Below are 20,257 nucleotides of genomic sequence, written 5' to 3' on the forward strand. Positions count from 1 at the left end.
TCTCGACCTCCATCGCGAGCGCGGTGGAGCAGCAGGGTGCCGCCACCCAGGAGATCGCCCGCAGCGTCCAGACCGTCGCGCAGGGCACTCAGACCGCCGCCACCGACATCGGCCAGGTCAACCGCGGCGCCGCCGAGACCGGCTCGGCCTCGGAAGAGGTGCTGAACTCGGCCAAGACGCTGTCGTCCGAGAGCACCCGCCTGCGCGCCGAGCTCGACCGCTTCATGGCGAATATCAGGGCAGCGTAAGGCTCAGCCGCCGCACCACTCTCCCTTGTCGTCCTGGCGAAAGCCAGGACCCATTACCCCAGGGAGGAGTCGTGGCGCGAACTGGTAACTCCGAATCTTCGCCAAACTACTCCCTGTGGTAATGGGTCCTGGACCGTCGCTCGCTCCGCTCGCTTGTCCAGGACGACGTGGATAGGTTGACGTCGCCACACTCTCCCGTGTCGTCCCGGCGGAGGCCCTAGGGCATGCACACATCTGGTGCGGCGGATTGACTCGGGTCGCGGGTAAGGAGTTCCAGAATCGGGAATCCGTGTGATCTCTATTGCGGCACTTCTGATCGGATAGAGGTGCCGCCATGTTGTCACGAATTGACTGGACGCTAGGCCGGTTCGGGGATCGTCGTCTCGATAAAGGGGGGCGGCGCTTGTCGGACGCATGGTTGCTGGCAAGAATGTCTGCCTCCGGCAGCTTTCCAGAGGCGACCGTAGCCTGGAGGTGCGGTTCAACCGCTTTCTCGGTCATGCCAAGGTGACAGCGGAGCGGATCATCGAAAGCTGGAGTGGAAGCACGGTTGCAGCCGTCGCGGGCCGCCACGTTTTGGCGATCCAGGACACCAGTGAGACCCACTTCAACACCACACCGCAACGCCGTCGCGGGCTTGGGGAGATCGGCAAGGGCAATAACCACGGCGTGCTGCTGCACCCGTTGCTGGCGGTAGATGCAGACAATGGCACCTGCCTGGGACTTTTGAGCGGCGAAGTGTGGACGCGTGAGGGCCGTCGGACCGTCTCGCATGACAGCCGCGAGCTGTCGGACAAGGAATCGCAGCGCTGGACTGCCACCGCCCTTGCGGCCAAGCCGCTGCTTGCGAAAGCCGCAAGGGTGACCCTGCTTGGTGACCGCGAGAGTGACATCTTTGCCCTTTATGCCAGCGCGGCCGAGCAGGGCTATCACGTGATCGCCCGCAGCATGCATGATCGCAAGCTGGCCGACATGGCGGGCTTGTATGCGGCCATCGAGGCTATGGTGGCGATGGAGCGTCGTACGGTCCAATTGCCTCCGAGAGCGCAGCGGCCGGCACGTCAGGCCAACCTCGAACTTCGCTTTGGTGCAATCGAACTGGCTCGGCCGCAAAGCAAGTTCCTGCGCCATTTGCCGGAAAGCTTACATCTGGCCGTCGTTGACGTCCGCGAGATCAACGCCGGCTCCGACGTCGAACCGCTGCGCTGGTGTCTTCTCACCTCTCACGGGGTCGCCGGTGCAGACGACGCCTGGCGTATCGTCGAATGGTACAAGCAGCGCTGGATCATCGAGCAGTTCTTCCGTGTCCTCAAGACACAAGGGCTCAAGCTTGAAGACAGCCAAATTGGGACCGCTGACCGGCTTCTGAAACTGGTTGCCATCGCTGCCAAGGCGGCTGTGATCACCATCCAGCTCCTGCAAGCGCGTGACGGCAGACAGCAGTCCATCCATATCGCCTTCAACACCAGCGAGATGGCTACGCTGACGGCCCTGAACCAGCAGTACGAAGCCAAAAGTAAGCGGCTGAAGAACCCGCATCCGCCTGACAGCCTGGCCTGGGCCGCCTGGATCATCGGCCGCCTCGGCGGTTGGGATGGCTATCCATCTTCCAGGCCGCCAGGTCCCATCACCTTCAGCAATGGTCTCCAATACTTCCATGGCCTCGCAGCCGGATGGAGCCTTAGAGATGTGTGCATGCCCTAGGGCGGAGGCCGGGACCCATAACCCCAGGGAGGAGTCGTGGCGCGAACGGGTAACTTCGAATCGTCGCCCGACTACTCCCTGTGGTAATGGGTCCTGGACCATCGCTCGCTCCGCTCGCTTGTCCAGGACGACGTGAATAGGTTGACGTCGCCACACTCTCCCGTGTCGTCCCGGCGGAGGCCGGGACCCATAACCACAAGATGTGGTTTGGCGAAGAGTTGTTGTTCGGTACGCATACCTTCCGCAACTGATAGATCACGCAGTATGGGTCCCGGCCTTCGCCGGGACGACGGCGGAGTCAAGATCGCCGTCCGAGTCTCCCTCTCTCCCAAACCTCCGCTTCAACTCCACCTTCGCCCGCTCCAATCGCGCGCCGCTGTTTCGCGAATGTGTCGTCTTTCTGACTTGAGCCATGCGTCAACTCGTTGCGGCTGCGTCGGAAACGGACGGTCTTGGCCGGTGTTCCTGTGGGAACCTGCCGTTGTCGCGGACGTTGTCGCAGGTGGCAGGCGGAATGCCGCACCCCCATGATCGGATCGCCCCCGTCCACATCATGTGAACCGGGGCCGCACGTATTGGCGAGATGCAACAACGCGATGGAATTGCAGCAAAGCCCAGCGCTGAATTTTGGTCCTGCGGTCTCGGCGGCAGCCGCGACCGATCGTATCGTCGAGACCAGCATTCCGTCGCGGCTCGATGCGCTGCCGTGGAGCGGCTTTCACACCCGTGTCGTGCTCGCGCTCGGTATCACCTGGATCCTCGATGGGCTCGAGGTGACGCTGGCCGGCGCGCTGTCCGGCGCGCTGAAGCAGAGCCCGTCGCTGCAGTTCTCCAATCTCGACCTCGGCATCGCCAACTCGGCCTATCTCGCCGGCGCGGTGCTCGGTGCGCTCGGCTTCGGCTGGCTCACCGACCGCATCGGCCGGAAAAAACTGTTCTTCATCACGCTCGCGCTCTATTTGTCTGCGACGGCCGCGACCGCGCTGTCCTGGGATATCGCGAGCTACGCATTGTTCCGTTTTCTCACCGGCGCCGGCATCGGCGGCGAATACACCGCGATCAATTCGACCATCCAGGAACTGGTGCCGGCGCGCTATCGCGGCTGGACCGATCTCGTCATCAACGGAAGCTTCTGGATCGGCGCGGCGATGGGCGCCGTGGCCGCCATCGTGCTGCTCGACCCCGCATTGCTGGGGCCGGATCTCGGCTGGCGCCTCGCCTATCTCATCGGCGCGGCCATCGGCCTCGTCGTGTTGCTGATGCGGATGTGGATTCCGGAGAGCCCGCGCTGGCTGATGATCCACGGCCGCCCGGAACAGGCGCATGAAATCGTCGATGAGATCGAGCGATCGGTGGTCGGACATCGGCAGGATGGTCGTGATGCAGGTTTTGCGAAGATCCGTCTCAAGATGCGCACTCACACCCCGATCACCGAGGTCGTGCACACGCTGTTCTTCACCTATCGCCAGCGGTCGGTCGTCGGCCTGGTGCTGATGATCGCGCAGGCCTTCTTCTACAACGCGATCTTCTTCACCTTCGCGCTGGTGCTGACCGATTTCTACGGCATCAGCGCCGATCATGTCGGCTGGTATCTGTTGCCGTTCGCCGCCGGCAATTTCCTCGGCCCGCTGCTGCTCGGCCGCCTGTTTGACACGCTCGGCCGCCGCGCCATGATCATGTTCACCTACGGCGTTTCCGGCCTGCTGCTGGCGCTGTCCGGTTATCTGTTCTCGATCGGCGCGCTGAGCGCGCAAGGGCAGACCATCGCCTGGATGGTGATCTTCTTCTTTGCATCGCCGGCTGCGAGCGCAGCCTATCTCACCGTCAGCGAGACGTTCCCCCTCGAAGTCCGCGCATTGGCGATCGCGGTGTTCTACGCGGTCGGCACCGGCATCGGCGGTGTGATCGGGCCCGCGCTGTTCGGGGCGCTGATCGACACGGGATCGCGCAACAGCGTGTTCGCCGGTTATTTGCTGGGGGCCGTGCTGATGATCGCGGCCGCGATCGTGGCGTGGCGCTATGCCGTCCCGGCGGAGCGCAAATCGCTCGAACAAATCGCGCGGCCGCTCGCCCTTATGGAGTAGGATATGAAGTCGGAACTTGCGGAAATGCCTTTGGACGACGAACTGACCACGCGCAACGACAATGACAAGCCGGAAACGGTGCCGGTGCCGCACGCGCTCGTGCCGCATCTCGACGAGACCGCGATCCTGCTCGACATCGACGGTACGCTGCTCGAGCTGATGCCGACGCCGCGCGAGGTCTGGGTGCCGCCGGGCCTGTCGGAGACGCTCAACGGGCTGACCGAGCGCACCGCCGGCGCGCTGGCGCTGGTCAGCGGCCGCTCGCTCAACGATATCGACCTGATCTTCGCACCCGATGTCTTTCGTGCGGTAGGTGGTCACGGTGCGGAAATGCGCTTGTCGGCGGATAGTGAAGCCGTGGCCGCGCACGCCCCGCCGATGGACAAGGAATTGAAGCGACGGCTCGCCGCGATCGCGAAGCTCAGCCCCGGCATTCTGCTCGAGGACAAGGGCTATTCGCTGGCGCTGCATTATCGCCTGGCCCCGCATGCGGAGAGGGCGATCTTCGAGGCCGTGTCTCTGATCCGTGCCGATCTGCCCAATGCGCCGATCGAGGTGCTTCCCGGCAAGTTCGTCTGCGAGATCAAGCATTCCGGCTTCACCAAGGCGAGCGGTGTGCGCGAACTGATGAAGCACGAGCCTTTCAAGGGACGCCGGCCGATCTTCATCGGCGACGACGTCACCGACGAAACGGTGTTTGCGATCATGCCCGACATGAACGGGCTCGCCTTCTCGGTCGGCCGCCGCGCCCTCGGCGTTGACGGCCACTTCGATGCGCCGAGCGATGTGCGCGCCTTTCTTGCGCGTCTGCTCGACGATACGCGGTGAAAGCAAGGCCGGCGCCTCGCCCCAGACATAATGTCGTCCGCGTAGTTCCATGGTGTGGAGCGGTGGATGCTGCGCGACACCACCGAAACTCCGTCTTTTGGGTCTTTTGCAGCGAAAAGCCGGGTTCCGCGAGGGAAACCAGCCTCAACGCGCGCGCCTGATTTTGGTTTCAATTCGTTGAAACGATGATCAGGAACCATATTGATGAACATCAGTTAAACAGGGTGGAATGAACAGGAGGGGACGACCTGTGAACTTAGTCGTCGTTTCAAATCGCGTTGCTCGTGGCAAACCCAACGAACCGATGACGGGCGGCCTTGCTGCGGCCTTGCTTCCGGTGGTGGAGTATTCGGGCGCGATTTGGGTGGGCTCTTCGGGCCGCGTGTGGGATGGCCACAATAAGGAACCGTTTGCCGAGATCGAGGCGCTCGGAACCGGCGCTATTGCCACGCTCGATCTGCCGGCAGCGCATTACGGCGGCTATTACGAAGGTTTTGCCAATTCGGCGCTCTGGCCCGCGCTGCATTCGCGCAGCGATCTGATCCGCGTCTCGCGTGACGACTATGTCAGCTATCGCGAGGTCAACGCCTTCATGGCGCGCGCCTTGATGCGCTTCCGCAAGCCCCGAACCGCGTTCTGGGTGCAGGATTATCATTTCCTCGCGCTCGGCGCGGAGCTGCGCGATCTCGGCGTCGACGACCCGATCGGTTTCTTCCTGCACACGCCGTGGCCGGTGGTTGCGGTGATGCAGGGTGTGCCCAATCATCGCGAGCTGATCACGGCGATGCTGGCCTACGATCTCCTGGGCTTCCAGACCGACTCGGATTGCCAGAATTTCCTCAGCTATGCTGGCGGCGAGCTCGGCCTCCCCGTCGAGGACGGCGTCGTGGTCTCGCAGCACGGCCGCACCCGCTGCGAAGTGTTTCCGATCGGCATCGATGCAGAGAAATTCGCAGCATACGCCGCGAAATCGGTCTCGCATCCCGACGTGTCGCGGCTGCGCCGCAGCCTCAACGGCGAGCGGCTCGCGATCGGTGTCGACCGGCTCGACTATTCCAAAGGTCTCGTCAACCGCATCAGCGCGTTCGACCGGCTCTGGACCGAGCAGCCGCAGTTCTTGCGCGGCATCTCGCTGCTCCAGATCGCGAACCCCTCGCGCGGCGCCATCGAGGCCTATGGCAATCTCCAGAACGACGTCGCGCGCCTCGTCACCGACGTCAATGGTCGTCATGGCGAGGTCGACTGGACGCCGATCCGCTATCTCAACAAGGGTTTTAGCCAGGCCGTGCTCGCGGGCCTCTATCGCACCGCGCAGGTCGGTGTGGTGACGCCGCTGCATGACGGCATGAACCTCGTTGCCAAGGAATATGTCGCAGCCCAAAACCCGGCCGATCCCGGCGTGCTGGTGCTGTCGAAATTCGCCGGTGCCGCCAACGAGCTCGAGAGTGCGCTGCTGGTCAATCCGCACGACATCGACGGCATGGCGCGTGCGATCGCGATCGCGGCTGCGATGCCGCTCACCGAGCGCAAGATGCGCTGGGAAGCGATGATGAAGACCTTGCGCGGCCACACCATTCAGCAATGGTCCGCGGATTTCGTCGCCGAGCTGGAGAAATGCCGGGTCGAGAAGGCCGCCGTCGCTCCGCTCGCAGCGCAACCGCCGCAGGCGCTGCGCTGGCTGAAGTCGGCGATCTCCGGTGTGCGGCTGATCTAGTCCTCCTCCCTGTCCCCGTTCTTGCGGGGAGAGAGGCTGCCCCCGGATGCTCGGTATCCGCGTCTTTTTGCACGCTCATCTACGCGTCACGGCCGGGCTTGACCCGGCCATGACGGCGAACCTCGCGTGCCGTACAGCGCCTAATAACAATACGACACGCCATCCAGAATCGCGCAGCGGCGCTTGTTCGGCGCGTTGGGATCGTCCATCGGCACCATGCCGTTACCCTGGCCGACGAACACGCCGGGCCCGACATGCACCGAGCTCTTGTTGCCGATGATCACGCTCGGGTGCGGCGAGGCGCTCGACCGCGTCCCGTCCGGCCAGATGATCGCATCGCCCGAAAGCACCCCGCGCCGTCCGTCGTCGCAGCTCACGTCGCCCCCTTGCCGCGTGCAGACCTGCCCCAGGGCCGGGCCAGCGAAGGCGGTGCCAAGGGCCGAAATCAGGCTTAGCGCGGTGATGGTCTTGCGGATGGCCATGGTGTCCCCAAGCGGTTTGGCGTTCTCTGAAGAATCGTCGCGCCAAACCCGCCTCCGGTTCAGTCAGCGGGCGGTTCCAGGCGGCCCCGCGTCGTCATAGATTCGCTATAAAATACAATACCTTACGGAAAATTCACCCGATTTACCTGCGATCCCTTGCAAAATCATTGGCGCCCCTTCAAGAGAGAGCGCTCCGGAGAGATGGCCGAGTGGCTTAAGGCGCACGCTTGGAAAGCGTGTGTGCGGGAAACCGTACCGTGGGTTCGAATCCCACTCTCTCCGCCATCCCACGATTTTGTGCGCCAAGCTGCGATTCCGAACTATTTCGCGCGCGATCGCTGTTGGGCCTCGATCCTTGCGCGGGGGCAATGGTGCAGGAGTTGATAACCCCGCCACTGGAGCCAGCCCGGATTGCGGCCGCGCTGTCCGGTCCAGCTTCAGGTGTCATCGCGAAGATTTCCTCCAATCCCGAGAGCCGACATGAATGGAAACGACATCACGCGCATCCCGAACAGGAAGCTGCCCAGCAAGTCAGCGGTAGCAACATATCATCTGCCGGGCGGCGGCGGGTTGCTGTGGGCGGTGGCGGTTTCACCTGATCGCACCCAGGACATTCGCGTCCAGACGCTGGGCGCCCTGGGCGTCATCGATACCTATCTGAAGGATGCGGGTCTGGACCGCACGCGCATCGTCAAGGCTGAGATCGTGGTGACCGACCATGACAACAAGCCGGCGTTCGACGAGGCCTGGGCGAGCTGGATGCCGGCGGGCTGTGGGCCGGTGCGGTCGTTCGTGCAGTCGGTCATGCCCGATGGCGATCTGATCGAGATTATCATCACCGCCGCTCTGCCGGCCGGTGCGCGCGACACGTCTCAAGCATCAGGCTGAAGATCCCCGAACCTCGTTCGCTCGGACCCATCTTGCTGGCGCTCATCGGCCGTCGTCAGAGGACGACGTCCCGGTTGACGTTCTTGTACAGCAGATAAACCGAGTGGTTCAGGCCGGTGGGATAGAATTGCTGCGGACAGAACGATCCCATCCAGATGAAATCATCAACCCAGATCTCGTGCCAGCTATTGCCGAGATAATACAGGCCTTGCCCCTCCAGCATGAACAATCCGTGCTCCATGATGTGCGTTTCGACGGCCGGGAAGCAGACGCCGGGCTGGAAGAACATCAGGTTCATCTCAAAGTCGAACCGCAGGTCGCCCATTGGCAGCAGGTGCTTGAAACCGCGGCCCTGCAGCCCGGTATGGTTCGTCATCGGCATGGATTGTTGTTGACCGATAATCGCCGTCGGGGCGGCGATGCCCTCGGCCTGCTCATAGCGCTTCTTGACGGCGATGATGCGGGCAGGCGCGGTGGGATGACAGGACATCGTGAAGGACACGCCGGGCGGTACATAGACAAAGGCGCCGACAGCAAGCTCCACCGGGGGGGCGGAGCCGATGGTCATGTCCACGCCTCCTGCCACGACGTAGAAGAAGTGCTGCAGGTCCACACAGATCGGCTGGGCCGTACCGCCCGCGGGCTCGATCTCCAGCATGTACTGGGCAAAACCGGCACCGAGCGAAGGCGCCGCCAGAAAGCGCACGGTTGTGGATTTCCACGCTGGAAGCCGGCTCTTCAACACGCCTTCCGGCGGCATGAACGCGAAGTTGCGTCCGACAACGCCGCGATTATGGCCGATCGCGCCGGGAGGAACGACGCCGGGTTGGCCAGGCAAATCGGTGGGATGCATCTGAGGTCCTCGGTCAATGCGCGGGAGTCTGATTCAAGCGGAAGGCTCTAGCGATAGGCCGCGCCGCCCGGTGATTGTCAACTCCGGCTGCTCAGCTCGAGCGACTGGGGGTGGCGATCGAGCACCCTTGCGGCCGATCTGTGCCTCCAGCGGAGACGGAGGCCGGCCGGTTACCGGCTCGCCTGCCCGAGGCGCAGCGCAAGATGGACCGTCTGCGGGTCGCTGTGCGGGGCCGGCTTGAAGCCGAACTTGCCGAACACGGTCAGCATCGCCTTGTTCTCGGGCAGCACTTCAGCCGTGAGCTCGTTCAATCCGGCGTTGCCGGCAATCCTGCCGAGGTGATCCATCAGGATGGAGGCGACGCCTCGCCCCTGCCAGGCATCGATGACGACGAAGGCCATCTCGGCCCGGCCGGGCGCGAACACGACGTATCGACCACCTCCGACGATGATGTCCCGGCCGGCTTGCACGGCCCGCACCACCAGAGCGACGTGATCCCTGAAGTCGACCTCCATGAAGAAGGCGCGCTCCTTGTCGGAGAAATGGCGCTTCATCGCGAAGAAACGGCGCTGCAACGACTGCGCGCTCGTCTGGTCCAGCGCGGCGAGCATGTCGGCCTCGTCCTCCGGCCGAAGCGCGCGAACTTCGACCGGGCTGCCGTCGCGCAGGTGCTCCTGTGCACTGTAACTGGCGATGTCCGACATGCGGGTTCTGGTGTCGAGAGGCCGGGCGACGCACTTGCCCGGGCCGAGACCGTGTACGGCCTGGCCAGTCGCGGGCGCTTGATCTGGATCAAGGGTGCGGCGCGACAGCTGCGTCTACGCTGTTGCTTCGGGCTGGCACCCTTGACCTATGTCAATGGGGATCCCGGCGCCGTGGCAAAATACCGGGGTAAACGAGGCGGCCATCTCGTGATGGGCCGGTGGTGCTACGCCGACGACGGCAATGCCGTCCTGATCCAACCGCGATCATAGCGTTGTAACGGAGCGTTCTTGCCGCCGGTGCAAAAATCATCCTCCGGAGTGCTGCTGTTTCCGCAACAGCCAGCGTTGCAGCTGATCTATGATACCGCGCCGATCGGCCTTGCCTGCCTGTCGCCGGACTGCCGCTACCTTCAGATCAATCAGCGCCTCACCGAAATCTGCGGCATATCGATCGAAGATCATCTCGGGCGCTCCGTCAGGGATTGCGTGCCGGCGCTCGCGGGCGCGGTCGAGGAGATCGTCCGCTCGATCATGGAGACGGGAGAACCCGTGGTCGGCATCGAGGTGGCCGGGCAGCGCGCCGACCAGGTGGAGGAACGTTCGTGGATGACGTATTGGCACCCGCTGCGTTCGCCGAGCGGCGAGATCGTTGCAGTCAACGTCGCCGCCGAAGAGATTACCGAACGCAAGCGCGCCGAACATGAAATCCGCAAGGCCAGAGACGCTGCGGAGACTGCGCTGCGAGATTTGCGCGAAATCCAGGAATCCCTGGTGGAGGCGGAAAAGCTCGCTGCCCTTGGACGGTTGGTGGCCGGCGTCGCCCATGAGATCAACGGTCCCGTCGGCAGCAGCCTGACGGTCGCCTCGACGCTCCAGCAAAGAACGGAAATGTTCGCGGCGGAGGCGGCACGCGGCCATCTCAGGCGATCGAGCCTGCGGGATTTCCTCGATCTCATCAGCACGGCGTCGGGCCAACTGGTGACGAACCTTGGCCGTACCGCCGAACTGGTGCAGTCCTTCAAGCAGGTGGCCGCCGATCGGCGGCAGTTCAACCGGCGGACATTCGATCCGGGCGAGTTGACGGAGCAGGTTCTGTCGCGCCTGCAGCGCCAGTCGCGGGATTGCGATATCAGCATCCAGATTCAATGCGAGCCGAATCTTTCGATGGAGAGCTATCCCGGACCGTTCGGGCAGGTCCTGACCAACCTCGCTTTCAATGCCATCACGCACGCGTTCCCGGCGGGGCGGACGGGCATCATCGATATCAAGCTGCGTGCGGCCGGTGATGCGCATATCGAGCTTGTCGTTGGCGACGATGGGTGCGGAATGCCGGCGGATATCAAGCGCCAGGCCTTCGATCCGTTCTTCACGACCCGCCGGCATCAGGGCGCAACCGGGCTTGGTCTGCACATCGTTTACAGTCTCGTGGCGGAACAATTGGGCGGCCGACTGAAACTCGAAAGCGAGCCGGACGCGGGGACGACCATCCGGATCATACTTCCGAGGAGGGCGCCATTGTCGGGGCAATCCGATGCTCCGGGCGGGTATTGAGGCATATCAATGTCTCGCCTTGCGGCGGAATATGCTGGCCACCTGCGAGATGTCACGCTGCGAAAGCCGAAGGGATATCCGGATGATCACAGTTCCCGAATTGGTCTCGCAAGCTCTGGGCGCCTTTCTAACCGCGGAAACCAGGGACCGGTTTGGCGCTTCGCATGCCGGCCTGACCGAGCTGCTTCCGTTCGCGGCGAAGCTCACATTGGAGTGCATCGGCAACAGCGACGCGCTTTACCACAATATCGAGCATACGCTGCTCGTGACGCTTGCCGGGCACGACATCCTGACCGGACGGGCGCTGTTGCGGCCGACCACGGCCAACGACTATGCGAACTTCATCCTGGCCTGCCTTGCTCACGACATCGGGTATGTGCGTGGCGTCGTTCAGGGCGATGAGGACGAACAGTTCATTGCGGACGTGAACGGCGGCACCGTTCGCCTGCCACGAGGATCGTCCGACGCCGCGCTGGCTCCCTACCACGTCGACCGCTCGAAACTGTTCGTTCTCGAGCGGCTGGATTCCGTTGAAGAACTGGATGCGGACCGGGTGGCCCGTGCCATCGAATATACAAGGTTTCCCTACACGATGTCCTCGAATGACAGCCTGATCGAGGAGGAGGGATTGCTGCTGCGGGCCGCCGATCTGATCGGCCAGCTCGGCGATCCCAACTATCTGAGAAAGTCGAATGCGCTGTTTCACGAATTCGAGGAGATCGGGCTCAACAAGACGCTGGGCTACGCGACGCCGGCGGACATCGTCTACAAATATCCGCAGTTCTACTGGACCAATGTCGCTCCGCAAATCCAGACGGCGATACGTTATCTCAACGTGACGTCGCGCGGCCGCCAGTGGATCGCAAGTCTTTATGGCAACGTATTTCGGGCCGAGCGTGAGATGAACCTGTCGGGACCGCAGCCATAACAGCTGCCGACCGCGGCGCTCGCTTGATCTGGATCAAGATCGCCGCGCGAGAGCGGTGACTAGGCTTGCCTGCAACATACGTGGGCATGGCTGAAGGCGCGTCCGTGAGAACAGTCCGCCAGATCATCTCCGGAGACGAGATCATCCAGCTTGTGATCCGGCTGGGTTTGCTCGCGGTCCTGATCGTCTGGACACTGCTCCTGATCCGTCCGTTTGTGCCGATCCTGGCCTGGAGCGTCGTGCTCGCCGTCGCGCTCAATCCGGTATTTCAGCGCCTTGCCAAAATCCTTGGCGGCCGGCTGAAGCTTGCGGCAGCGATCCTCACCCTCATCAGTCTCGCCATTGTCATCGGACCCGCGACCTGGCTCGGCATGGGTGCAGTCGATGGGATCAGGGATCTTGCCGAGCAAATGACAGCGGGCGAGGTGCTGGTTCCCTTGCCACCTCGATCGATCAAGGATTGGCCTCTCGTCGGGCCTCAGCTGTTCGATCTCTGGGATCAGGCCTCGACCAATCTTCGCTCGCTTTTGCGCGAGGTCGTGCCGTATCTCAAGCCCTTCGCGACGACTTTGCTCGGATTTGCCGGCAATGCCGGTGTGGGAACGGTGAAATTCCTGCTGTCCGTGGTCGTGGCCGGCGTCCTGTTTCCGTATGGCCCGCAGCTTGTGGCTGCGGGTCGCGATTTTCTGTCACGGATCGTGCCGGACCAGAGCGAACACTTTCTCGACCTCGCCGGTGCCACCATCCGTGCGGTTGCCCAGGGTGTGATCGGCGTCGCGATCGTCCAATCCCTGCTGGCCGGTATCGGGTTCAAGCTGGCCGGCATCGGCGGCGCGGGACTGCTGGCGTTCGTGGTGCTGTTGCTGTCGATCGTGCAGATCGGCGGGACGATCGTCATCCTGCCCGTCATCATCTGGATATGGACCGACAAGGAATTTCCGATCGCACTTCTGCTGACGGTATTTCTCGTGTTCGTATCGGTGCTCGATAACATCCTGAAACCGCTGGTGATGGGGCGCGGCCTGACCACGCCCGCACTCGTCATCCTGATCGGGGTGATCGGCGGAACCCTCGTCCATGGCATCATCGGCCTGTTCATTGGACCGATCATTCTGTCGGTGGCCTGGGAGCTGACGGTCGCCTGGATCCGTACCGAACGTGTTCCGCCGCCGCAGCTGGCGGTCGAGCGTTGACCTATGTCAACGCTGGCGGGTGCGACGGCCGTTGAATGAATCGATACGACGATGAGGTCGGACCATGTCCATGGAAATGCCCGCGTTACCCGGTGGTCCGATGTCCGGACTTGTCGCTTCGGCAGTCGAATACATGGTCGATGCCGGACAACGAAGCATCCTGTTTCTCGACGTCATGCGACGGCGCGGCGACCAGTATCGGGAGCACGTCGCCCAGACCGCGCCGCACGTCCTGCAATATGCCGCCGAGCTGATCATCGACGGGCGAAAGCTCGATGAGCCGGTCAATTACGCGCTGGTCCGCATCATCCCGCCCAAGGATGTCGAGATCGATCCAGCACGACGCCCGTTCGTGGTGATCGATCCGCGCGCCGGACATGGTCCCGGCATCGGCGGATTCAAGGCCGACAGCGAGATCGGCGTCGCGATGAAGGCGGGTCACCCCTGTTACTTCATCGGCTTCCTGCCGGAACCCATGCCGGGACAAACCATCGAGCGCATCGCGCACGCCGAGGCGCTGTTCATCGAGACGGTGATCAGCCGCCATCCGGAAGCAGACGGCAAGCCCTGCGTGATCGGCAATTGTCAGGCCGGCTGGGCCGTCATGATCCTAGCGTCACTGCGGCCTGAGCTGTTCGGACCGCTGATCATCGCCGGTGCGCCGCTCGCCTATTGGGAGGGCGTGCACGGCAAATACCCGATGCGCTATTCGGGCGGCCTGTTGGGCGGAAGCTGGCTGACGGCGCTCGTCAGCGATCTCGGCGCCGGCAAGTTCGATGGTGCCTGGCTGGTGCAGAACTTCGAGAGCCAGAATCCTTCGAACACGCTCTGGACCAAGCAGTATAACGTCTATTCCAAGGTCGACACCGAGGCCGAGCGCTATCTCGAGTTCGAGCGCTGGTGGGGCGGACACGTCAATCTCAACGCCGAGGAGATCCAGTTCATCGTCGACGAGCTCTTCGTCGGCAACAACCTCGCCGCGGGCAATATCAGGATGTCGGATGGCGCGAGTGTGGACCTGCGCAACATCAGGTCCCCAATCGTGGTGTTTTGCTCGAAGGGCGACAACATCACGCCGCCACAGCAGGCGCTGGGCTGGATCCTCGATTGCTACGCCGACGTCGACGATATCAGGGCCTATGGGCAGACGATCGTCTACACCGTTCACGAAAGCATCGGCCATCTCGGCATCTTTGTCTCCGGCGGCGTCGCCAAGAAGGAGCACGCGGAGTTTTCCAGCAACATCGATCTGATCGACGTGCTGCCGCCCGGCCTGTACGAGGCGACCTTCGAAGCCAAGGGGGCCGAGACCACCAATGCGGATCTCGCCGTCGGCCAGTGGGTGATGCGCTGCGAGGCGCGGGCGCTCGACGACATCCGCGCCATGGGCGGCAATTCGCCCGAGGACCAGCGGCGCTTCGCCGCCGCCAAGCGCGTCTCGGAACTCAATCTCGCCACCTATCAGAAGTTCGTCCACCCCTGGATCAAGGGCATGGTCGCGCCGCAGACGGCGGAGTTGATGCGCCATCTGCATCCGCTGCGGACGCAGTATGAGGCATTCAGCAGCCAGAATCCGTGGATGACCGCGGTGAAGTCGGCGGCGGAAGGGGTGGAAGAGAACCGCAGGCCGGTTTCGAAGGACAATCCCTTCCTGGCGTTTCAGGAGCAGTTTTCCAAGCAGATCGTTCATGCCCTGGACAGCTGGCGCGATTCGCAGGAGGCGCTGAGCGAGGCGATCTTCCTCAACGTCTATGGCTCACCGGTGCTCCAGGCGGCGGTCGGCATAGATCCGAAGGCCGAACCGTCGCGCGCGCGAGAGATGCCGGCCGAACATCGTGCCATGCTCGACAAGCGGATCGCCGAGCTCAAATCCAGGATCGGCGAAGGCGGACTTCGAGAAGCGGCCATTCGTGCCCTGCTCTACGTCGGGTCGGCGAGGGGAATGGTGGACGAGCGAAGCATCGAGGCGCTGCGTCAGGTTCGTCGGGACTACAGCGAGGCACGACTGACGTTACCCGAGTTCAAGATGCTGGTACGCGAGCAATTCTTCATGCTGCTGCTTGATCGGGAGGCAGCGTTGGCCGCCATTCCGAAGTTGTTGCCCGATGACGTCGACCGTCGCCGCGCGGCCTTCGCGGCGATGAGTGAGGTCCTGTCGGCCAGCGAGGAGATCACGGGCGAGCGCGCGAACCGCTTGCAGCGGGTCGCGACGCTGTTCGGTCTCGATGTCGGCGATACCTCGGGGAGGGCGTCGAACGTCGCCCCTTTCGATCCCAAGGCGAAGGCGTCGTAACATTGGCAGGAAGGAGCGGTCTCATGTCAGCCGACGCGGCCCAGACACAGTCTCCGAGCAAATACGACCGCTTGATCGCGGCCGCGAGGGCGGTGCCGCCGGCCCCGACCGTCGTCGTGCATCCCTGCGATGAGACGTCGTTGCGTGGCGCCGTCGAAAGTGCACAGGCCGGCATCATCCGGCCGATCCTGGTCGGGCCCGACAGGAAGATCCGGGATACCGCCGCAAGGCACGATCTCGATGTTGCCGCCTTCGAGATCGTCGATGCCGCGCACAGCGACGAATCTGCGGCCCGGGGCGTCGAGCTGGTCCATGCCGGCAAGGGCGAACTGCTGATGAAGGGCAGCCTGCACACCGACGAGCTGATGCGCGCCGTCACCGCCAAGGTGGGCGGCCTGCGCACCGGCCGTCGCATCAGCCATGTTTTCGTGATGGACGTTCCGGCCTACGCCGAAACCATCTTTGTGACGGATGCGGCCATCAACATCTTTCCCGACCTCGACGCCAAACGGGACATCATCCAGAACGCGATCGATCTGTACGTGGAAGCCGGCTTCGGCAAATCGCCGCGCGTGGCCATCCTGTCAGCCGTTGAAACGGTGACCTCGAAGATTCCGTCCACGATCGAGGCCGCGGCACTCTGCAAGATGGCCGATCGCGGCCAGATCACCGGGGGGCTGCTCGACGGACCGCTGGCGTTCGACAACGCCATCGATATGGAGGCGGCGCGGATCAAGGGGATCAAGTCCGAAGTCGCCGGCCGGGCGCAGATCCTGGTCGTTCCCGACCTTGAGTCCGGCAACATGCTGGCGAAGAACCTGGCCTATTTCGCCAAGGCGGACGGCGCCGGCATCGTGCTCGGAGCCCGGGTGCCCGTCGTCCTGACGTCGCGCGCGGATTCGGCGCGCGCGAGGATGGCCTCCTGCGCGGTGGCCGCGCTCTATGCCCACGCGCGGCGCCAGCATGCTCCAACGATCGCCGCGTGAGCGCCATGGACACCATCCTTGTCGTCAATGCAGGCTCCTCCAGCGTCAAGTTCCAGATCTATTCGATCGAGGGCGAAGGAACGCTGCGACGGCAGCTCAAGGGACAGATGGACGGCATCGGCAGCCGTCCGCGCTTGCGGGCAAGCGGAACCGGCGGCGATCCGCTTGCCGATCGCGCCTATCCGATCGAGGCGGTGCCGGACGTTCCGGCCGCGATGGACATCGCCGGGACCTGGCTGCGGGACGAGCTTCGCATCCATCCGATCGCCGTCGGCCACCGCGTCGTTCACGGCGGACCGGATTACGACCGGCCCGTGCGGATCGACCATGCTGTCGTGACGCGCCTGGAACGGTTCATCGCGCTGGCGCCGCTGCATCAGCCGCACAATCTGGCTCCGATCCGATCGATCCTTGCCAATTTCCCGGCCCTTCCGCAGGTCGCCTGCTTCGATACCGCATTTCATCGCACGCATAGCGCGGTCGCCGACCATTATGCGATTCCGCATCAGCTTCATGCCGAGGGTGTGCGACGCTACGGGTTTCACGGTCTCTCCTACGAATACATTGCGAAGACCTTGCCGATGATCGCGCCGAAGATTGCGATGGGCCGGGTGATCGTGGCGCATCTCGGGAGCGGCGCCTCGATGTGTGGGCTGAACGGGGGACGGAGCGTCGAGAGCACCATGGGCTTCACCGCCCTCGACGGGCTCCCGATGGGAACACGCCCGGGTCAGATCGACCCGGGTGTCGTGCTCTACCTCATCTCCGAAAAGGGAATGTCCGCGTCCAATGTCCAGAATTTCCTCTATCGCGATTGCGGCCTGAAGGGACTATCCGGCGTCAGCAACGACATGCGGGAGCTCGAAGCCAGCGACAGCCTCAACGCCAAGCTGGCGATCGACTATTTCGTCTATCGCATCGGCCTCAACGCCGGCATGCTCGCGGCCGCCTTGCAGGGCCTGGATGCCTTTGTCTTCACGGCCGGCATCGGCGAGAACTCCGCCGGCATCCGCGCGCGCGTCTGCGATCAACTCGGATGGCTGGGCGTCGGTCTCGATCAGGGCGAGAACGCCCGTCATTCGCGGCTGATATCGCACTCGCACAGCCTCATTCCCGTCTACGTCGTGCCGACCGACGAAGAGCTGATGATCGCACAACATACGCTGACGTTGCTGATGAGCGCGCCATCGTCCACCCCCAGACATGAGAGAGCGTCATGATTCCCGCATTTCCGGAAACCAAGGTTGCCCTCAAGGGCAAGAAGGGCCTCGTCGTCGGCATCGCCAACGATCAATCGATCGCATGGGGATGTGCCAGGGCGTTTCGCGCGCTCGGAGCGGATATCGCGGTGACCTACCTCAATGATCGCGCCAGGAAGCATGTCGAGCCGCTTGCGCAGGCGCTGGAGGCGCCGATCTTCATGCCGCTGGACGTGATGGTCGAGGGGCAGACCGAGGAGGTGTTCGCCCGGATCGAGAAGGACTGGGGGCGGCTCGATTTCCTGCTGCACTCGATCGCTTTTTCGCCCAAGGAAGCCTTGCACGGACGCGTGGTGGATGTCGGCCGCGACGGCTTCCTGAAGACGATGGAGGTCTCATGCTGGTCGTTCATGCGCATGGCGCATTTGGCCGAGCCGCTCATGAAGAGCGGCGGCACGATGTTCACCATGACCTATTACGGCAGCCAGATGGTGGTCGAGAACTACAACGTGATGGGTGTGGCGAAAGCGGCGCTCGAAGCGTCCGTCCGCTACATGGCCGCGGAACTGGGCCCGAAAGGCATCCGCGTGCACGCGATCTCGCCCGGGCCGCTCGCCACGCGCGCCGCGTCGGGCATCCCGGAATTCGACGAGCTGATGGACAAGGCGCAATCCAAGGCGCCGGCGCGCAGCCTCGTCAGCATCGACGACGTCGGCAACGCCACGGCATTCCTGGCCCTCGACGGTGCCAAGCTGATCACGGGCAGCGTTCTCTACATCGACGGCGGCTACCACATCATCGATTGAAGGAGACCGGCGCGCCGTTCAGCGATAGTGCAGGGCGATCAGTTCGGCGACGCAGGCCGGGCGTTTTCCGCCTTCGATCTCGATCACGAGATGATAGTTCACGCGCAGGCCGTCGGGCGGCACGTCCTCGGCTTCGGCGACGGTCACGCGGCCGCGCAGCTTTGAACCCGCCGGCACGGGCGACAGGTACCTGATCCGGTCGGCGCCGTAGTTCAGGGTGTTGCGCAGACCGGTCAAGCCCATCACCGAGCGGATGAACATCGGCGCCAGCGCCAGTGACAGCAGGCCATGGGCGATAGTGGTGCCGCCGGGCAATTCCCTGCTGGCGCGCTCCTGGTCGACATGGATCCATTGCTCGTCGCAGGTCGCTTCCGCAAACCTGTTGATCCGATCCTGCGTGACCTCGATCCAGTCGCTGGCGCCGATCTCGGTGCCGACCGCGGATTTGATCTCGTTGAAATCGCCGAATATCCGCATGTCCGCACCTCGTCAAATCATCATTTCCGGGGTGTCGTCGAGCAGGACGAGGTCGGCCTCCGTCACCGCCATGACTTCGCCGATAGTGACGCCCGGCGCGGTCTCAAGCAGCGTCGCCTTGCCGCCGGAGAAGCCGATCACCGCCATGTCGGTGACCACAAGGTTCACGGGCCGCACCGAGGTGAGCGGCAACGAGCATTTCGCGACGATCTTCGACTTGCCCTTTGCCGCATGCTGCATGGCGACAATGACCCGCTTGGCGCCGGTGACGAGATCCATCGCGCCGCCCATGCCGGGCACCATCTTGCCGGGGATCATCCAGTTGGCGAGGTGGCCGTGCGCGTCGACCTGAAGGCCGCCGAGCACGGTGACATCGACATGGCCGCCGCGGATCAGTCCGAACGACATCGCGCTGTCGAAGGTCGAAGCGCCGGGCAGCGCGCTGATCGGGCGTCCGCCGGCGTCGGTCAGTGTCGGATGCGCCATGCCTTGCTCGGGAATCGGTCCGGTACCGATCAGCCCGTTTTCCGATTGGAAGAACACCTTCAGGCCGCTCGGAACGTAGTTCGCGACCAGCGTCGGAATGCCGATGCCGAGATTGACGAGGTCGCCGTTTCTGAGCTCCTTGGCGACGCGCCGGGCGATAATGGTCTGCGGGTCCATGACGTCACCCGTTCGTGATGAGGTAGTCGACGAGTGGTGCGGGCGTCACGACATGGTCCGGCGCGATCACGCCGACTGGCACGATGTTCTCCGCCGTGACGATCACGGTATCGGCGGCCATCGCCATGACTGGGTTGAAGTTGCGGGACGTCAGGGCGTAGGCGAGGTTGCCGAGGTGGTCGGCCAGAAAGGCGTGCACCAGCGCGAACTGCGCATGCAACGCCGTTTCCAGCAGGTATGGCTTGCCGTCGACCTCGATCTGGCGCTTGCCTTCCGCGACCAACGTGCCGACGCCGGTCGGCGTCAGGACGCCGCCCAGGCCGCATCCACCGGCGCGAATGCGCTCGACGAATGTGCCCTGGGGAATCAGATCGACGGCGATCGTGTTGGCCAGCATCTGCTGCTGCGCCTTCGGATTGAGGCCGATATGCGTTGCGGTCAACCGTGAGACCAGCGCGGCGTCGAACAGCTTGCCGACGCCCTTGCCGGGGACCGCCGCGTCGTTGCAGATCAATGACAGGCCCGTCTTCCTCTGCCGCACCATTTCGTCGAGCAGGCGTTCCGGCGTTCCGACACCCATGAACCCGCCGACCATGATGCTCGCGCCGGCCGGGATCATTGCGACGGCTTCTTCGACGGAAACGGCCTTCATGACG

At 63.6% G+C, this 20,257-nt stretch carries 18 protein-coding genes, 1 tRNA gene and 1 pseudogene; 14 read left to right on the top strand and 6 right to left on the bottom strand.

From position 1 onward, the window contains the following. The 5 genes and pseudogenes from ACXJMY_RS14090 to ACXJMY_RS14110 form a co-directional block, all read left to right on the top strand. A pseudogene (locus tag ACXJMY_RS14090) lies at positions 1-248 on the top strand (methyl-accepting chemotaxis protein); the annotation flags it as partial. Positions 249-662: 414 nt separating this feature from the next. Then, positions 663-1,952 (top strand): IS4 family transposase, encoded by a 1,290-nt coding sequence (locus ACXJMY_RS14095; protein WP_456619945.1) that lies wholly within the window; start codon positions 663-665, stop codon positions 1,950-1,952. Positions 1,953-2,548: 596 nt separating this feature from the next. Further along, positions 2,549-4,036, top strand: a complete 1,488-nt coding sequence (locus ACXJMY_RS14100) for an MFS transporter (RefSeq protein WP_456619946.1) — start codon at positions 2,549-2,551, stop codon at positions 4,034-4,036. Between the two features lie 3 nt (positions 4,037-4,039). After that, positions 4,040-4,864 carry a trehalose-phosphatase gene (otsB, locus tag ACXJMY_RS14105; protein WP_456619947.1) on the top strand — a complete coding sequence of 275 codons (825 nt, stop codon included), beginning with the start codon at positions 4,040-4,042 and terminating at the stop codon, positions 4,862-4,864. A gap of 250 nt (positions 4,865-5,114) precedes the next feature. Further along, positions 5,115-6,578, top strand: coding sequence for a trehalose-6-phosphate synthase (locus ACXJMY_RS14110; protein ID WP_456619948.1), 1,464 nt, complete (start codon positions 5,115-5,117; stop codon positions 6,576-6,578). 140 nt (positions 6,579-6,718) lie between these two features. Here ACXJMY_RS14110 and ACXJMY_RS14115 read toward each other — a convergent pair whose 3' ends face one another. Continuing rightward, positions 6,719-7,060 (bottom strand): hypothetical protein, encoded by a 342-nt coding sequence (locus ACXJMY_RS14115; protein ID WP_456619949.1) that lies wholly within the window; start codon positions 7,058-7,060, stop codon positions 6,719-6,721. A gap of 195 nt (positions 7,061-7,255) precedes the next feature. Here ACXJMY_RS14115 and ACXJMY_RS14120 point away from each other — a divergent pair. After that, positions 7,256-7,345: transfer RNA gene (locus ACXJMY_RS14120), tRNA-Ser, on the top strand. Between the two features lie 195 nt (positions 7,346-7,540). Next, positions 7,541-7,948: a RidA family protein gene (locus ACXJMY_RS14125; RefSeq protein ID WP_456619950.1), complete on the top strand. Its 408-nt coding sequence runs from the start codon at positions 7,541-7,543 to the stop codon at positions 7,946-7,948. A 55-nt stretch (positions 7,949-8,003) separates the two neighbouring features. On the opposite strand, the gene allE is transcribed toward ACXJMY_RS14125, so the two are convergent. Next, positions 8,004-8,801 (bottom strand): (S)-ureidoglycine aminohydrolase, encoded by a 798-nt coding sequence (gene allE, locus ACXJMY_RS14130; protein WP_456619951.1) that lies wholly within the window; start codon positions 8,799-8,801, stop codon positions 8,004-8,006. Between the two features lie 170 nt (positions 8,802-8,971). Next, on the bottom strand, positions 8,972-9,505 hold the full coding sequence (locus ACXJMY_RS14135) for an N-acetyltransferase family protein (RefSeq protein WP_456619952.1): 534 nt from the start codon (positions 9,503-9,505) through the stop codon (positions 8,972-8,974). 297 nt (positions 9,506-9,802) lie between these two features. Here ACXJMY_RS14135 and ACXJMY_RS14140 point away from each other — a divergent pair, with 297 nt between their 5' ends. The 7 genes from ACXJMY_RS14140 (at position 9,803) to fabI (ending at position 18,461) form a co-directional block, all read left to right on the top strand. Beyond that, entirely contained in the window at positions 9,803-11,056 is a 1,254-nt protein-coding gene (locus tag ACXJMY_RS14140) for an ATP-binding protein (protein ID WP_456620089.1), read from the top strand. Positions 11,057-11,138: 82 nt separating this feature from the next. Further along, positions 11,139-11,984 (top strand): metal-dependent phosphohydrolase, encoded by an 846-nt coding sequence (locus ACXJMY_RS14145; protein ID WP_456619953.1) that lies wholly within the window; start codon positions 11,139-11,141, stop codon positions 11,982-11,984. 86 nt (positions 11,985-12,070) lie between these two features. After that, entirely contained in the window at positions 12,071-13,177 is a 1,107-nt protein-coding gene (locus ACXJMY_RS14150) for an AI-2E family transporter (RefSeq protein WP_456619954.1), read from the top strand. Positions 13,178-13,241: 64 nt separating this feature from the next. After that, positions 13,242-15,470: a DUF3141 domain-containing protein gene (locus ACXJMY_RS14155; protein WP_456619955.1), complete on the top strand. Its 2,229-nt coding sequence runs from the start codon at positions 13,242-13,244 to the stop codon at positions 15,468-15,470. A gap of 23 nt (positions 15,471-15,493) precedes the next feature. Further along, a complete protein-coding gene (locus ACXJMY_RS14160) occupies positions 15,494-16,456 on the top strand; it encodes a phosphate acetyltransferase (protein WP_456619956.1) in 963 nt (320 codons plus the stop codon). A 5-nt stretch (positions 16,457-16,461) separates the two neighbouring features. Then, positions 16,462-17,676, top strand: coding sequence for an acetate/propionate family kinase (locus ACXJMY_RS14165; RefSeq protein WP_456619957.1), 1,215 nt, complete (start codon positions 16,462-16,464; stop codon positions 17,674-17,676). Next, positions 17,673-18,461 carry an enoyl-ACP reductase FabI gene (fabI, locus tag ACXJMY_RS14170; RefSeq protein ID WP_456619958.1) on the top strand — a complete coding sequence of 263 codons (789 nt, stop codon included), beginning with the start codon at positions 17,673-17,675 and terminating at the stop codon, positions 18,459-18,461. The genes ACXJMY_RS14165 and fabI overlap by 4 nt, the downstream gene beginning before the upstream one ends. An 18-nt stretch (positions 18,462-18,479) precedes the next feature. Here fabI and ACXJMY_RS14175 read toward each other — a convergent pair whose 3' ends face one another. The 3 genes from ACXJMY_RS14175 to ACXJMY_RS14185 are packed head-to-tail and all read right to left on the bottom strand — an operon-like array spanning position 18,480 to position 20,253. Continuing rightward, entirely contained in the window at positions 18,480-18,938 is a 459-nt protein-coding gene (locus tag ACXJMY_RS14175) for a MaoC family dehydratase (protein WP_456619959.1), read from the bottom strand. Positions 18,939-18,950: 12 nt separating this feature from the next. Further along, positions 18,951-19,601: a 3-oxoacid CoA-transferase subunit B gene (locus ACXJMY_RS14180; protein WP_456619960.1), complete on the bottom strand. Its 651-nt coding sequence runs from the start codon at positions 19,599-19,601 to the stop codon at positions 18,951-18,953. 4 nt (positions 19,602-19,605) lie between these two features. Beyond that, a complete protein-coding gene (locus ACXJMY_RS14185; RefSeq protein WP_456619961.1) occupies positions 19,606-20,253 on the bottom strand; it encodes a CoA transferase subunit A in 648 nt (215 codons plus the stop codon). Positions 20,254-20,257 lie beyond the last annotated feature (4 nt).

It is taken from the genome of Bradyrhizobium sp. P5_C12 (genome assembly GCF_054049735.1).